Source organism: Sodalis sp. (in: enterobacteria) (assembly GCF_051710625.1).
Classification (GTDB): domain Bacteria; phylum Pseudomonadota; class Gammaproteobacteria; order Enterobacterales; family Enterobacteriaceae; genus JBPESN01.
In genome coordinates this window covers 1-10,889 of sequence record NZ_JBPESN010000076.1, presented here as the reverse complement: position 1 = coordinate 10,889, position 10,889 = coordinate 1, and the positions used below count along the sequence as shown (strand labels likewise).

The following is a 10,889-nucleotide window of genomic DNA, read 5'->3' as shown; positions in this document are numbered from 1 at the left end:
ACAGCGCGACCTGCAGCTGATGACCGGTATGATGCAGGACATCAAGGACAGTATTCAACGTATAGATAACAAGTTCGACCGCAAGGCCGACAAATAACGAAGAGCCTGATTTATGAAACCACAGGATATAATGTCGCCGGTGCTGGCAGAGCTGCACACCATTCGTACCCAGCTCGACGGTATTGACCGCCGCCTTGACCGCCTGCAGGTGAAGGGCGCACGGGCCGGCGCTACCGGGCTTGGCGCTCATACGGGCGCGACTGGGGGTGTAATGGCGCATTCCAGGGCCACCCGCGAGGGGCTGCGCCGGGCTTATGTGTTCGACAACCTATCTCTGGAGCTGGCGGCAATCCAGTGCGGCGTCAGTGTGCATTCCGCCCGGCGCTGGAAAAAAGAGGCGCTGAACAGTGGCGATGACTGGGAGGTGATACGCAGCGCCTTATCTGCTGGCCAACGGTGCGCCGGAAGATATCGCGCGCGCCATCCTGACCAGCCTGATGGCGCAGTTTCAGGAGACACTGGAAAAAGTCAACCTGGCTGACACATTGAGTGCCCCAGAGCGGGTTGAGCTGCTGGCACGCTTAACGGATGCGTGGAGCAAGTCTATTGCCGCCAGCAAAAAAATCCTGCCCGAGACCAGTTGGCTGGCCACCGCCATGGAGACCCTGAAGCTGCTCTCGGCGTTTATTCAGGACAAACACCTCCGGCATCTGGCGGCGCTTGTTGACATTCTTGAGGTTTTCGGGCCAGTACTAGAAAAATATTATGGCTAATCAATTCGTTGAAATCCGGGATGACGTGGCCGTTATCGCCGGGGAAATCACCAAGGTTTGGGTCAGCAACGGCGGCGAGGTGTTTGTCAAGCTGCGCGAGGTCGCGGTGCATGACGTGGATATCGCCTATGGCGAAACACCCTTTCAGGCGTCAACCCACATCAAAAACTAGATAGAGGCGGCGCTGGCATGGAGCAGCTGGTCAAGCTGTTGCCGGGCGTGTACCTCGACCCGGCCGGGGTCAACGTGGTCAGGGTCGCCGGCGAGAATGTGTTTGTCGGTCTGGACGGTGGTGAGCACTTTTTATGTTTGGCGAGTGTCGCCGGCAGCGTTGACACGGTGGCAGAGACCCTGGTGTCGCGCATCAATGCGGTACTGGCTGAGCGTCATCATGGCGTGTAAACCGCGTTTACAGGGAATTTAAAGCGAGATTGTGGCGGCGAAATTTTCCATCCGTGAATTCCAGCACTCGCTGGCTGCGCTGGCCTCCAGTCTGCGCTGCACCATTGAGGCCGAATGCCTGGGTTTTGATACCGGGTCCGAGGCCATGGCGGCGCGGCGTTCACAGGTGGCTGACCCGGTGAACGGCTATCGCTATTTTGTGCAGATCTATTTTCCACACTATATCCGTCATGCCGACCCCAGTGAACTGCATGGCTATCTGTTTCAGCGGCTGCCACAGGCAGTCGCCAGCCCGAAAGGCGAGCAAGACGCCATCGCCGCGCCGCGCGGAGAGACCAAGCCAACGCTGGTCAGCCAGCTGTTTGTGCTGTGGTGTCTGGTACGTGGTATCAAGCACTATGCCCTGATGGTGATGAACTCCATCGACCAGGCGTACCCGATGCTCGAAGCCATCAAGGCCGAGCTGGAATTTAGCCCCCGGTTGCGTGCCGACTTCCCCGAAGCCTGCGGTTGTCGGTCGCGTCTGGCAGATGGGCACCCCTGACGCGTAATGATATCAAGGTGCAGGTGGCCGGCAGCGGCAAAAAGCTGCGCGGCTTGCGCCCCGGGTCGTACCGCCCTGACCTGGTGATACTGGACGATATTGAGAACGACGAGCAGGTGCGCAACCCAGACCAGCGCGACAAGCTGGAAAGCTGGCTGAGAAAAACCGTGCTGCCGCTGGGCGGCGCGGGCGCAAAACTCGATGTGGTGTATATCGGCACCATCCTGCATTACGACTCGGTGTTATCACGCACCCTGAATAACCCATTGTGGTGGCAGGCACGGTTTAAGGCCCTGCGCTAGTGGCCGGTGAACCTGTCGCTGTGGGAGACCTGGGAGCAGGTATTGCGTAACCAGGGGGAGGCCACGGCACAGGATTTTTATACGTCACACCGTACCGAGATGGAGGAAGGCCCGGAAGTCTCCTGGTCCGCCCGCCCGCTGCTGACCCTGATGTATATTCGCGCCCCGGGGGGGCGGTCACGCCACCTTTGACGCCGAGTACCAGCATGACCTGGTCAGCGGTGAGGATGCGCTGTTTGCCCACTGCCTGCATTTTTGGGTCAACCGGCTTAACGAGTGGGTCTTCTACGGGGCCTGCGACCCCAGCCTCGGCAAGGTCGGGCCAGCCGTGACCTGTCAGCGCGGCTGGTTGGCAGTTTTAATCGCACCACCGGCGTGTGGGATGTGGTGGAAGCGCAGATCCGCAAGCGGCTGACGGACGCCATTATCAGCAACATCATCGCCCTGCAAAAGGAATACCACTGCTTGATCTGGGGTATTGAGGCGGTGCAGTCTCAGGAGTTCCTGCGCACCGAGCTGATTAAACGCGCGGCACAGCTGGGTCACCCGGTGCCGGCGCGGGCCATTATCCCCCATGCCGACAAGCTGTTGCCCCTGCAGCCCCATATGGAAAACGGGCTTATCCGGCTGCACGCCAGCCATACCACACCCTGATACAGCAGCTGCGCCTCCCCCCGCGCCGACTGTGACGACGGCCCGGATGCGCTGTACATGCTCTGGACGCTGGCCGTGACCCACGGCCCGAAAACCGAATACCGCTCATTGTCCGATGACCGTCACCCCGGACGGCTGGGCTTTTCCCGTGGAGGCTGGTAATGGGCATGCTCACTGATATTTACGGTCGGTTGTTGCGCCGCCGCCACCCTGACGCAGCCACAGACTACCGATGACCGCCACCTGCGTTATCAACAACTGACCGAGCACCCCTCGCTGGGCATCGATATCCGCCGGGTGTATGACATCCTGAGCGAGGCCGAACAGGGGCATCTGGTGCGCTAGGCTGACCTGTTTTTTGATATGGAGGAGCGCGATGGCCACCTGTTTGCCGAGATGAGCAAGTGCCGCCGTTCGGTGATGCCGCTCACCTGGCGCATTGTGCCGCCGCGTCATTCCAGCGCACAGGAAAAGGCCATGGCGGACGCCGCGACGGAATGGTTTTCAGACCTGCCGGAGTTTGAAACGCTGCTGTTCGACTTGCTGGACGCCATTGGTCACGGCTTTGCTGCCGTGGAAATCGGCTGGAGACAGGCGGAAAACATCTGGCTGCCTTGCGCCTTCTACAAGCGCCCGCAACGCTGGTTCCAGACCGCGACCCATAACCGTAACGCCATCCGCCTGATTGACGGCAGCCTCGACGGCGCTGAGCTTAACCCCTTCGCCTGGCTGCCTGCTGCATCGTCACCAGGCCAAAAGCGGCTGGGTGGCGGAAAGCGGCCTGTTCCGGGTACTGGTATGGACCTACCTGTTCAAGAATATTGCCGCCCGTGACCTGGCAGAGTTTCTGGAAATCTACGGCCTGCCGACGCGGGTGGGCACCTATTTCCGACGGGGCCAGCGAGGAAGAAAAAAACATGCTGCTGTGGGCGCTGCGCGACCTGGGACATAACGCCGGCGACATTATCCACGAACGCACCGCTATCCGCTTTGAGTCCGCTGCACAAGGGCAGGTCGACCCGTTTCAGTAGTATGATGCAGTGGTGCGAAAGCACCCAGTCCAAGGTCATTCTGGGCGGCACCCTGACCACCCAGGCGGACGGCAAGAGCAGCACCAATGCCCTGGGCAACGTGCATAACGAGGTGCGCCATGAGCTGACTGCCAGTGATGCGGTGCAGCTGGCGGGTACGCTGACCCGGACCTGCTTTACCCGTTGCTCAAGCTTAACGGCTATAGCGATATCACCCCGCGCTGCATGTGCCGCTTTGAGTTTGATTGCCCGCCAGCCACGCGATATGAAGGAGAGCGCCGATACCCTGGATCTCCTGGTGCGCCGCGGCGTGCCAGTGCCGGTGGCCTGGGCAGTGGCGGAAAGCGGCATTCCCGCCGCCCGGGACGACGAGCCCCTGCTGCAGCCGCCGTCGGGCAACCTGCCGACTTTTACCGGGGTTAGCCTGATGCTGAAGGCTGGCCAAGCATGGCGGCGCTGAGCGTTGCGCACACGCCTACCGCCACCGAGCAGGCGCTGGAAGACGCCCCCGGCGGACTGACAACGCCGGTTAACCAGACCATGCAGACGCTGCTGACCCCGCTGGTCAGCGCCTTGCAGCAGGGGCAGGCGCCGGAGGCGGTGACCGCCATGCTGGCGGACAGCTTGCGCCACGGCAAGACGCTGACACAGTTCCAGGATGAGGTCTTACCGCTACTTCAGCGCAAGGGCTGGCTGGGCAAAGGGCTAAAAGCCTCAGCAGACGGCGAGCTGGAGGGGAAAAAGCTGTTGCCTTACCGACTGGAGACCATTTTTCGCACCAATACCCAATCTGCCTATATGGCCGGGCGCTATCAGCGGCTGCGCGAGAACGTCGACCAGCGCCCCTACTGGCAGTATGTGGCGGTGATGGACAGCCACACCCGCCCCGGCCATGCCGCGCGGCATGGCCGGGTGTTCCGTTATGACGATGCGGGCTGGGACACCCTGTTTCCCCTTAACGGCTACAACTGCCGCTGCCGGGTACGGGCGCTGACGGCCGACCAGCTTGCACGTCACTCCATGGGACTGGAGTCCACCGACGACTATCGCGTCAGGGTTGACCAGCCGCAGGGTGTGAACGGCAAGACGCGGCTGGTGACAGGATTGAAAGACCCCAAAACCGGCCACGTATTTACCCCGGATGCAGGCTTTCATCTGAACCCCGGCGAAGGCTACCTCAGCCATCTCGGCGAGCAGCTGCTCGACCGCGATACCGGTAACTGGGTCAGTCAGGTGGTGGCCCGCCAGCAAACACGCGGCGACGTTCGCCCTGTCGGCGCATTGCGTCCTGCCGTGGTGGACGCGCTGTCCTGTAAAGGCGTGGTGCCGGACTCGGCAGTGATCACCCTGACGGACGCCAACCTGCTGCACGCTACTCGCGACAGCAAGCAGGGCACGCTGCCGACTACTGCCGACTACCTTCTGGGCGACCCAGGTATCATCGCTGCGCCAGCCGCACGCAATCATCTACGACCGACAGCAGGCGACGCCGGCGTTACTGTATGTGTTCGATCGGGTTGAGGGGACGGGGAAGCTCGTGGTGTACATTGACGGCACGCTCAAGGTACGTAATGAGCTGAATGGTAAGCGTGAAAAAGTTAACACAAACCTGATACGTACCGGCAAGGTTCTGCAAGACCTATCAGCACTGCGTAACAAAGGGGTTTATGATCTGCTCTGGGGTACGCTGGATTGAGCAGGTGGCGCCGGACTCGAACCAGATCATGCTGGCAGCGTGACAGCAACCGTTACCCATTTGAAATAACCACCCTGCCATGAGTATTATACACCATGATTGACGTCATGATCACTGTTCCCGATACCTTGCGTCAAGCCCTTGAGCGGCTGTCGCAGTCCCTGAGCCACCGCCCGCCGTTGATGCGCACCTTCAGTGAAGAGCTGTATGATGCGGTGATGGAGAATTTCGAGCAGGAAAAGCGCCCGCGCTGGCTGCCCATTGACCGCGCCGGTAAAATCCTGCAGCAATCAGGGTGGCTGGCCGCCTCCATTGACAGCGACGCCGATAACGACCAGGCCGTGGTGGGGACCAATGTGGTGTATGCGCGCATTCACCAGCAGGGCACGGCCACCCGGCCCCATATCATTCGCCCCCGCTATAAAAAGGCGCTGGCCTTTAACGGTCGGGTGGTAAAATGCGTCAATCATCCCGGCTTAACGATACCGGCGCGGCCCTTTCTCAGTCTGACCGACCAGGACTATCAGGTCCTGGTGCACACCGTCAATGATTACCTTCAGCGCGTGCTGGATGAGTAACACTCTGTAAAGGCCGTGGCGCGTTTTTTGATAGTTAGGCAGGTTGATGATGCGGGTGAAACCGCGTTAAGCGATTCTGGAGCGATTTAAATAAGTTTTAAACGGGGTATCGCCGCCCGCGTTAGCGGTGTAGCCTGATGGCAGTCCGTTTGTGTCTTTTCCCTTCCCCCATTCTTACCCCCTACACCCCCGTCACGACGAGATACCCGACGCCCAGGTTAGGCTGTTTCCTATGAATACATTTTTTGGGTTCGGTTCGCCCCCGCGTGAAAAACACCGTCTGCCTTGCCGCACTGGCGGCTGGAGGAACCGCAGGCCAGGAGGCTGATTGACGCTGCCCCGGCGCGCCAGACGCCGTACTGCTTTGACTATGAGCACCAGGCTATCCATGCCCGCGCGCCCGGCATCGCGCCCGCGCCGGCCGCCGGCTGGTACTCGCAGCTGGAATGGGTCGAGGGCCTGGGGCTGTTTGCGGTGGATGTCGAATGGACCGAGCGTGCCCGCACCCTGATTGCCGCCGGGGAGTACCGTTTTGTCTCCCCGCTGTTTCAGTACGACAGGCAGGGCAATGTGACCTGCCTGGTGAATGCCGCGCTGTCACAGCAGACCAGCACGCTCCCTGATCCGGCTGCCTATGCCCCGGTCAGCGTGGTTAATGAGCTGGGTGAGCAGGTGGCGGCACTCGGTCGTCAACTGAGCGGCAACGAAGTCACTGCCCTGCTGACGGCGGCGCTCAGTGATGGCCGCCTGTCACGCCTTTGGCCACAGCGCCGAGACCATTGCCAGCATGATAAAAGATGAGGGCAGCCATGACCGCCACCACGCAAGATCGTAATACCCCGTACCGGGACGGCGAACTGACGCCCTATCCGGTGGCGGAGAAGGAAACTATTCCGGCCGGCGTTATCGTCTGCCTCAAGGGCGGCTATGCCGTCAACGGCCAGGGCGGGGAAGCCCTGATGTATGCCGGGCGGGCTGATGAGGCTATCGACAACGGCCAGGGCGGTAACGGCGACCAGTACATAGTGTGGTGCACCGCCACAAGGCGTTTTTGTGAGAGAACGACGGCGTGGTGAAGCAGGAGTATGTCGGCAAGCCGGGAAACCCCGCCAGCCGCTGTACGGCAGGTACCATCATCATGCTTGACGCGGCGGGCGTCTGGGTCGAATAAAGAGACACTGCATATGTTAGTGAATGCTGCAAATTTAAAGGTGATTTTCTGCAACATTAAACTCACTTTTAACCAGGCGTTTGACGCCGCGCCCGCCCAGTGGGACAAGGTGGTTACCCTGGTGCCGTCCACCGGCAAGGAGAACACCTACGCCTGGTTAAGCCGCTTTCCACGGATTCGCAAATGGATAGGCGACAAGCAGGTCAAGGCGCTGGCGGCGTCAACCTACACCCTGATCAATGATGACTATGAGGCCACGGTAGAAGTCGAACGCAACGACATCCAGGATGACCAGCTGGCGTTTACCGGCCCTAGGCGCAGGATGCGGGCTTTGCCGCCAAACAGTGGCCGGATGAGATGGTGTTTGAGCTGCTGAATAAAGGCTTCAGTGAAAAAGGCTATGACAGCCAGTCGTTTTTTAGCGATACGCACAGTATGGGCAAAATCACCTACTCCAATCTCGGCAAAAAACCGCTCTCAGCGGCCTCACTGGTCAAGGCGCAGGCGTCCTACGGTGAGGTGCGCCAGCAATTGCGCCAGATGAAGAACGAAGAGGGGCGGCCACTGAATATCATGCCCAACCTGCTGGTCGTGTCGCCGGCGCTGGACGATGTGGGGCGTACTCTTATCACCGCCGAACGTCTGGATGACGGCAAGGCCAATATCTACAAGGGCACCGCCGAGGTGCTGGTCGTGCCCTGGCTGACCTCGGACAGCGCCTGGTTCCTGATGGATACCAGCCGCCCGTTAAAGCCGCTGATTTTCCAGCAGCGCCAGGCCCCGCTGTTTGTCGCCATGACCGATATCAACAGTCCGGACATGTTTATGCGCAAGCAGTTCAAGTTTGGCGCAGAGGCACGCGGCCAGGCCGGGTTTGGCTTCTGGTAGATGGCCTACGGCTCGACGGGCAAATAAGCGTATCCGCGCGCCTTGAGGACATGGTGTTACGCTTCGGAGGAGGTGCACTTCTGACCGACCGCGACAACAGCGGCAAGATTGACGCCGCCGTGCTGGCCGGAGGCGGGTTGCAGGCGGCTGCCGATGAGATTAACGGCTATATCGGCGGGCGCTATACCCTGCCGCTGCCGGTAGCGCCCTCCGACCTGCGCGGCATTGCCTGTGATATCGCCCGCTACCGCCTCACCGGCACCGAACGGGTGTGCGCCGATGAAATCCGTGGCCGCTACCGCGGCGCCATCCGCTATCTAGAAAACGTCGCCAATGGGCGGGTCACGCTGGCCACCAACCCAAAGCGGTGGCACGCTGCAGGGCAACGCCGGGGCGGCGTTCTTTTCCGGTCGCCGCGTCTGGGGGCGCAACCAGACCGGCGGAGGGGGATTTTAATGATAAGCGAGATTGAAAACGCCATGATGGCGCGGCTTAAAGCGGGTTTGGTCCGCATGGTATCTGCCGTGGGCAACTATGGCGGCGAGCTGGATGATGTGGGGGCTATCGCCCGTGTGTTGTCCGCCTGCTGGGTGACCTTTCTTGGCGTGCAGCAGACCCAACGGGTCAGTACCCATAAACACCGCTTTTACACCTCCGGGCATTTCTCGGTGCTGCTGGCGGCCTATTCGGTGCGCGAGGAAGCCTCAGCGCAAGGGCGGCCCGGCCCGCGATGAAGTGGGCTGCAATAAACTGATTCGGGCCGTTCGGCGTTTGTTTAATGAGTGTCAGGATATGGGGTTGCCTGTCGAGCCCCTGCTGCCGGGCTGGGTGCGCTCACTGTTCAGCACTCGCTTGAACAGTGATGCCCTGGCGGCTTATTTTTACGAATTCGACACGGTCTTGGGTTGAAGAGGCGCTGGATAACGGCCGCTGGCCCGCGCCGGCAGGCGACAATGACCCTGAGCGGCTGTTTGCCGACTATCAGGGACGACTGGATACGCCGTGGCCGATGCATGAGCGCACCGGGCTGGCGTATCACCTTGATGATCCGCCAGCAGTTGTTGCGCAGGATATCGTGACCACAAGGGCAAAAGACCATGATTGACGTGATACCAAGGGGGACGCATGAGCATTGATGCCGTGATACCAACGCCAACCTATAAACCCGGCTATTATTCCGGGTTTAACACCACCCTGGCGTCGCGGGCGCTGGGCACCAACGACCAGACGCTGCTGATACTAGCCCAGCGCACCACCATGCCGGACACGGAGCACTGACGCCGGTAAACGTGTTCAGCGATGAAGAGGCTGCTAGCCTGTTTGATCATGCCTCCCAGGCGCATCGCATGGCGCGGGCCGCCATCCGCGCCAATGACACCCTGCTGCTGGCGGTGGTGGGGATACCGGACAGCGAGGTTGGCGTGGCGGCCACCGGCGCGCTGGGACTCAAGGGCAGCGCCAGCGGCACCGGGCAGGTGCGCCTTGGCGTCTGCGGCGAAACCGTCGCCATTGCTGTTGCCAGTGGCGATAGCGCCGGGGCGCTGGTGGTGAGCCTGGTGGAGGCCATCAACACCCTGGACGCGCTACCGGTGACGGCGGCGATGGCGGATATCCCGCCGCCGTCATCCGGCGGTAAAAGTCCCGGCGAGCAGCTGGTGCTGACGGCGCGCAGCAAAGGGGCCTGTGGTAACCAGATTGGCGTGACCGTCACGGTCAGCGCACCAGGTGTCACCGCTGCGCTGACGCCGATGCGCGGCGGCGAAGGCGACCCCGCACTGGATGCGGGGCTGGGCGTCGTTGGCTGGAACGGTACGCTGTCAGGTGACACAGCGCTCACGATCGACGTCAACACGGCGCGTCTCACCCTGGGCTGGTAACCACGGCTCAATGCCGCCCAAGGGCGAGCTGGCGGCGATATATGCCGCCATCATCGCCAGCGAGTCCGACCCGGCACGCCCGCTCAATACCCTGGTGTTACCCGGTGCGGACATCACGCCACAGGACAAATGGCCGGGGCGCAGCGAGCAGGAAAACGCACTGGCTAATGGCCTGACGCCTTTTGAAGTGAACGGCAGTCAAGTGCAGATTGTGCGGGCGGTCAGCACCTATGTGAAAAACAGCATGGGCGTGACCGACCGTTCGCTGATGGATATCACTATCCTGCGCTCGCTGGATTATGTGCGCCTGGCCTGCCGTGCCCGTATCCACCCAGCGCTTCCCGCGTGAAAAACTCAACGATATCCGCCTGCAGCGTATCCACTCCGATCTGCTCGATGTGCTCTACGCCCTGGGGCAGCTGGAAATCGTTGAAAACGTGGACGCGCGTAAGGAGCAGTTGACGGTAACGCGCAGTCGGCAGGATGACAGCCGCGCCGATGCGAGTATCACGGCGGCGGTACGCGCCCCGCGTGTGTTTGCCGCCACCATTTATCCTTTTGTAAAAGGGGGGCTGTATGGCACTGGAATACACCGGCGCGGTGGTGCTGGAGATTAACAGCACCGAGGTTGAGGTGACTGAGTTTAGTCCGCGCGAGAACTGTAGTGGTCAACTAAAACTGGCCGCCGCGTTAGCGTTTTTCCAGTATCTATTTTCTGATTCGTTTGGTGGCAATCCACCGTTATATTCATGCGGCCTGAGTGCGCTGTAATATCCCACGATATAGTCGGTAATTTCATGAGCTGCTTCGCTGAAGCTTATGTAGCCCGTTATCGGTATCCACTCGTTTTCAGACTTCTGAAGAAGCGCTCCATCGGACTGTTATCCCAACAGTTACCACGCCGACTCATGCTTTGTTTGATCCGGTAACGCCACAGCAACTGTCGGAACTGCCTGCTCGTATAGTGGCTACC

The 10,889-nt window shown here is 60.7% G+C and carries 20 protein-coding genes and 3 pseudogenes; 21 read left to right on the top strand and 2 right to left on the bottom strand.

Going from position 1 to position 10,889, the window contains the following annotated elements; genetic code table 11:
- The first annotated feature begins 112 nt into the window (after window positions 1-112).
- The 5 genes and pseudogenes from ACTBDU_RS14265 to terL all read left to right on the top strand — a co-directional run bounded on the left by ACTBDU_RS14265 (window position 113) and on the right by terL (window position 2,837).
- Entirely contained in the window at window positions 113-541 is a 429-nt protein-coding gene (locus ACTBDU_RS14265) for a DUF1804 family protein (RefSeq protein ID WP_438806930.1), read from the top strand.
- Window positions 498-773, top strand: a complete 276-nt coding sequence (locus tag ACTBDU_RS14260) for a DUF1804 family protein (RefSeq protein ID WP_438806929.1) — start codon at window positions 498-500, stop codon at window positions 771-773. Before ACTBDU_RS14265 ends, ACTBDU_RS14260 begins: the two co-directional genes overlap by 44 nt.
- Window positions 766-945: a hypothetical protein gene (locus tag ACTBDU_RS14255; protein WP_438806928.1), complete on the top strand. Its 180-nt coding sequence runs from the start codon at window positions 766-768 to the stop codon at window positions 943-945. Before ACTBDU_RS14260 ends, ACTBDU_RS14255 begins: the two co-directional genes overlap by 8 nt.
- A gap of 17 nt (window positions 946-962) precedes the next feature.
- Window positions 963-1,175 carry a hypothetical protein gene (locus ACTBDU_RS14250; RefSeq protein ID WP_438806927.1) on the top strand — a complete coding sequence of 71 codons (213 nt, stop codon included), beginning with the start codon at window positions 963-965 and terminating at the stop codon, window positions 1,173-1,175.
- A 28-nt stretch (window positions 1,176-1,203) separates the two neighbouring features.
- Window positions 1,204-2,837: pseudogene (terL, locus tag ACTBDU_RS14245) on the top strand (phage terminase large subunit).
- Window positions 2,838-2,846: 9 nt separating this feature from the next.
- Here terL and ACTBDU_RS14240 read toward each other — a convergent pair.
- Window positions 2,847-3,008, bottom strand: a complete 162-nt coding sequence (locus ACTBDU_RS14240) for a hypothetical protein (protein WP_438806926.1) — start codon at window positions 3,006-3,008, stop codon at window positions 2,847-2,849.
- Window positions 3,009-3,026: 18 nt separating this feature from the next.
- On the opposite strand from ACTBDU_RS14240, the gene ACTBDU_RS14235 reads away from it, so the two are divergent.
- From ACTBDU_RS14235 to ACTBDU_RS14160, 16 genes and pseudogenes are all read left to right on the top strand, one after another.
- The gene (locus ACTBDU_RS14235) at window positions 3,027-3,509 is read left to right on the top strand and encodes a phage portal protein family protein (RefSeq protein WP_438806931.1); all 483 of its coding nucleotides are present in this window, start codon (window positions 3,027-3,029) and stop codon (window positions 3,507-3,509) included.
- On the top strand, window positions 3,442-3,627 hold the full coding sequence (locus ACTBDU_RS14230; protein ID WP_438806925.1) for a phage portal protein family protein: 186 nt from the start codon (window positions 3,442-3,444) through the stop codon (window positions 3,625-3,627). The genes ACTBDU_RS14235 and ACTBDU_RS14230 overlap by 68 nt, the downstream gene beginning before the upstream one ends.
- 83 nt (window positions 3,628-3,710) lie before the next feature.
- Window positions 3,711-4,166: a phage portal protein family protein gene (locus tag ACTBDU_RS14225; RefSeq protein ID WP_438806924.1), complete on the top strand. Its 456-nt coding sequence runs from the start codon at window positions 3,711-3,713 to the stop codon at window positions 4,164-4,166.
- Window positions 4,154-5,227, top strand: a complete 1,074-nt coding sequence (locus ACTBDU_RS14220; RefSeq protein ID WP_438806923.1) for a phage head morphogenesis protein — start codon at window positions 4,154-4,156, stop codon at window positions 5,225-5,227. Before ACTBDU_RS14225 ends, ACTBDU_RS14220 begins: the two co-directional genes overlap by 13 nt.
- 16 nt (window positions 5,228-5,243) lie before the next feature.
- Entirely contained in the window at window positions 5,244-5,402 is a 159-nt protein-coding gene (locus ACTBDU_RS14215; RefSeq protein WP_438806922.1) for a hypothetical protein, read from the top strand.
- Between the two features lie 95 nt (window positions 5,403-5,497).
- On the top strand, window positions 5,498-5,980 hold the full coding sequence (locus tag ACTBDU_RS14210) for a phage virion morphogenesis protein (protein ID WP_438806921.1): 483 nt from the start codon (window positions 5,498-5,500) through the stop codon (window positions 5,978-5,980).
- A gap of 285 nt (window positions 5,981-6,265) precedes the next feature.
- Window positions 6,266-6,781, top strand: coding sequence for a phage protease (locus ACTBDU_RS14205; protein WP_438806920.1), 516 nt, complete (start codon window positions 6,266-6,268; stop codon window positions 6,779-6,781).
- A gap of 8 nt (window positions 6,782-6,789) precedes the next feature.
- Window positions 6,790-7,056: a hypothetical protein gene (locus tag ACTBDU_RS14200; RefSeq protein WP_438806919.1), complete on the top strand. Its 267-nt coding sequence runs from the start codon at window positions 6,790-6,792 to the stop codon at window positions 7,054-7,056.
- A gap of 108 nt (window positions 7,057-7,164) precedes the next feature.
- Window positions 7,165-7,527, top strand: coding sequence for a Mu-like prophage major head subunit gpT family protein (locus tag ACTBDU_RS14195; protein WP_438806918.1), 363 nt, complete (start codon window positions 7,165-7,167; stop codon window positions 7,525-7,527).
- A complete protein-coding gene (locus ACTBDU_RS14190) occupies window positions 7,509-8,039 on the top strand; it encodes a Mu-like prophage major head subunit gpT family protein (protein WP_438806917.1) in 531 nt (176 codons plus the stop codon). The genes ACTBDU_RS14195 and ACTBDU_RS14190 overlap by 19 nt, the downstream gene beginning before the upstream one ends.
- 50 nt (window positions 8,040-8,089) lie before the next feature.
- Window positions 8,090-8,948: pseudogene (locus ACTBDU_RS14185) on the top strand (phage protein Gp37).
- On the top strand, window positions 8,902-9,144 hold the full coding sequence (locus tag ACTBDU_RS14180) for a hypothetical protein (RefSeq protein WP_438806916.1): 243 nt from the start codon (window positions 8,902-8,904) through the stop codon (window positions 9,142-9,144). Before ACTBDU_RS14185 ends, ACTBDU_RS14180 begins: the two are co-directional and overlap by 47 nt.
- Window positions 9,145-9,164: 20 nt before the next feature.
- Complete coding sequence (locus ACTBDU_RS14175; RefSeq protein ID WP_438806915.1) at window positions 9,165-9,317, top strand: hypothetical protein; 153 nt, start codon at window positions 9,165-9,167, stop codon at window positions 9,315-9,317.
- A gap of 11 nt (window positions 9,318-9,328) precedes the next feature.
- The gene (locus tag ACTBDU_RS14170) at window positions 9,329-9,916 is read left to right on the top strand and encodes a hypothetical protein (protein WP_438806914.1); all 588 of its coding nucleotides are present in this window, start codon (window positions 9,329-9,331) and stop codon (window positions 9,914-9,916) included.
- 10 nt (window positions 9,917-9,926) lie between these two features.
- Window positions 9,927-10,265, top strand: coding sequence for a phage tail sheath subtilisin-like domain-containing protein (locus tag ACTBDU_RS14165; RefSeq protein ID WP_438806913.1), 339 nt, complete (start codon window positions 9,927-9,929; stop codon window positions 10,263-10,265).
- On the top strand, window positions 10,234-10,533 hold the full coding sequence (locus tag ACTBDU_RS14160; RefSeq protein ID WP_438806912.1) for a hypothetical protein: 300 nt from the start codon (window positions 10,234-10,236) through the stop codon (window positions 10,531-10,533). Before ACTBDU_RS14165 ends, ACTBDU_RS14160 begins: the two co-directional genes overlap by 32 nt.
- A 51-nt stretch (window positions 10,534-10,584) precedes the next feature.
- On the opposite strand, the pseudogene ACTBDU_RS14155 reads toward ACTBDU_RS14160, so the two are convergent.
- Window positions 10,585-10,889 (bottom strand): annotated as a pseudogene (locus tag ACTBDU_RS14155) (integrase core domain-containing protein); the annotation flags it as partial.

Coding starts and splice junctions, on each gene's coding strand:
- ACTBDU_RS14265 (WP_438806930.1), top strand. CDS start 113: ATGAAACCACAGGATATAATGTCGCCGGTGCTGGCAGAGCTGCACACC.
- ACTBDU_RS14260 (WP_438806929.1), top strand. CDS start 498: ATGGCGCAGTTTCAGGAGACACTGGAAAAAGTCAACCTGGCTGACACA.
- ACTBDU_RS14255 (WP_438806928.1), top strand. CDS start 766: ATGGCTAATCAATTCGTTGAAATCCGGGATGACGTGGCCGTTATCGCC.
- ACTBDU_RS14250 (WP_438806927.1), top strand. CDS start 963: ATGGAGCAGCTGGTCAAGCTGTTGCCGGGCGTGTACCTCGACCCGGCC.
- ACTBDU_RS14240 (WP_438806926.1), bottom strand. CDS start 3,008: ATGCCCCTGTTCGGCCTCGCTCAGGATGTCATACACCCGGCGGATATC.
- ACTBDU_RS14225 (WP_438806924.1), top strand. CDS start 3,711: ATGCAGTGGTGCGAAAGCACCCAGTCCAAGGTCATTCTGGGCGGCACC.
- ACTBDU_RS14220 (WP_438806923.1), top strand. CDS start 4,154: ATGGCGGCGCTGAGCGTTGCGCACACGCCTACCGCCACCGAGCAGGCG.
- ACTBDU_RS14210 (WP_438806921.1), top strand. CDS start 5,498: ATGATTGACGTCATGATCACTGTTCCCGATACCTTGCGTCAAGCCCTT.
- ACTBDU_RS14200 (WP_438806919.1), top strand. CDS start 6,790: ATGACCGCCACCACGCAAGATCGTAATACCCCGTACCGGGACGGCGAA.
- ACTBDU_RS14195 (WP_438806918.1), top strand. CDS start 7,165: ATGTTAGTGAATGCTGCAAATTTAAAGGTGATTTTCTGCAACATTAAA.
- ACTBDU_RS14190 (WP_438806917.1), top strand. CDS start 7,509: ATGGTGTTTGAGCTGCTGAATAAAGGCTTCAGTGAAAAAGGCTATGAC.
- ACTBDU_RS14180 (WP_438806916.1), top strand. CDS start 8,902: ATGCCCTGGCGGCTTATTTTTACGAATTCGACACGGTCTTGGGTTGAA.
- ACTBDU_RS14175 (WP_438806915.1), top strand. CDS start 9,165: ATGAGCATTGATGCCGTGATACCAACGCCAACCTATAAACCCGGCTAT.
- ACTBDU_RS14165 (WP_438806913.1), top strand. CDS start 9,927: ATGCCGCCCAAGGGCGAGCTGGCGGCGATATATGCCGCCATCATCGCC.